The following is a 1,607-nucleotide window of genomic DNA, read 5'->3' as shown; positions in this document are numbered from 1 at the left end:
ACCACCCTGGCCGTGGCCGCGGGGCCGGGCATCGTGCTGCCGGGCGCCGAGGACGCGGAGTCCGGGGCGGCCGGGCCCGCGCCCGCCGGGTCTGCGGACGCCGCGTCCGGGGCGGTCGGGTCCGCGGATACGGCGCCCGCGGCCCCCGCGCCCGGCGGCTATGGCGCCGTCGTGGTCAAGTGCCTCGCGCGGGCCGTCGCCGACGGGGACCGGGTGCTCGCCGTGGTGTCCGCCGACGGGCGGCTCACCGTACCCCCGACCGGCCTCGCGGCGGACCCCGGGGACAGTGGCCGGACGGGCCCCGAGGGCGCCGTCGTCGAGCAGCCGCTGCCCTGGATCCTCTCCGCCGCGAGCCCCGACGCGCTGCGCGACCAGGCCCGGCGGCTGCACGACCACCTCACCGCGCGCCCCGGCCTCGACCCCGCCGCCGTGGGGCGGGCCCTCGCCACCACCCGGCACCGCTTCCCGCACCGCGCCGTCCTCCTCGGCGAGGACACCGGGCAGTTCCTCGACGCCCTGGCCACCCTGGCCGAGGGCGGTTTCGCGGCCGAGGCCGTCCGCGGTACCGCCGCCGACCGCCCCGCCGCCTTCGTCTTCCCCGGCATCGGCTCGCAGTGGCCCGGCATGGCCGTCGAACTCCTCGACTCCTCACCGCAGTTCCACGCCGCCGCGCTGGAATGCCAGGAGGCCCTGGCCCCGTTCACCGGCTGGCTGCTCACCGACGTGCTGCGCGGCGCCCCCGGCGCCCCGGGCCTCGACACCACCGACGTCGGCATGCCCGCCACCTTCGCCGTCCAGGTCGCGCTCGCGCGGACCTGGCTGGCCTACGGCGCCCGGCCCGCCGCGTACGCGGGGCACAGCATCGGGGACATCGCCGCCGCCCACCTCTCCGGAGCGCTGACCCTGCCGGACGCCGCCCGGGTCATCACCTCCTGGGGCGCCGGCCTGGCCGAACTCCCCGAGCCCGGCGGCGACATGCTCGCGGTGACCCTGCCCGGCCACCGGATGGCCGACCGCCTGCGGCCCTGGGAAGGCAGGCTCGACGTCGCCGCGTACAACGGCCCCGAGTCCGTCGTCGTCTCCGGCGACACCGACGCCGTACACGAACTGCGCGCCGCCCTGGAGGCGGAGGGCATCCGCTGCCGCCGCGTCGCCGCCGGAGCCGCCTGCCACTCGTTCCACGTCGACGGCGTCCGCGACCGCATGCTCGCCGAACTCGCGGACCTCACCCCCCGGGCCACCCACACCCCGCTCTACTCCTCCGCCACCGGTGGCATCGTCGACGGCCGCACCCTCGACGCCGGCTTCTGGTTCGAGGCCCTGCGCCGCCCCGTGCGGTTCGAGCAGACCACGCACGCGCTGCTCGCCGACGGCCACGAAGCCCTCATCGAGGTCAACCCCCACGCGTCGCTCACCGCCGCGATGCAGGAGACCGCCACCGCCGCCGGCCGGCACGCCGTCACCGTCAGCACCCTGCGCCGCGACCAGGGCGGCCCCCGCCGGTTCCGTACCGCACTCGCCGAGGCCTACGTACAGGGCGTGCACATCGACTGGGCGCAGGCCTTCACCGCCGCCCCGGCCGGCCGGGTCCCGCTGCCGACCTACCC

Annotated in this window: 1 protein-coding gene; it reads left to right on the top strand. The window is 78.1% G+C overall.

Going from position 1 to position 1,607, the window contains the following annotated elements; genetic code table 11:
* Positions 1 to 1,607: acyltransferase domain-containing protein (locus ACFV0Q_RS41510; RefSeq protein WP_385013289.1), on the top strand; the 1,607-nt coding region annotated here is incomplete at both ends.

Origin of the sequence: Streptomyces sp. NPDC059564 (assembly GCF_042735575.1) — a bacterium.
GTDB lineage: Bacteria > Actinomycetota > Actinomycetes > Streptomycetales > Streptomycetaceae > Streptomyces.
This window is presented reverse-complemented; position numbering and strand designations above follow the sequence as displayed.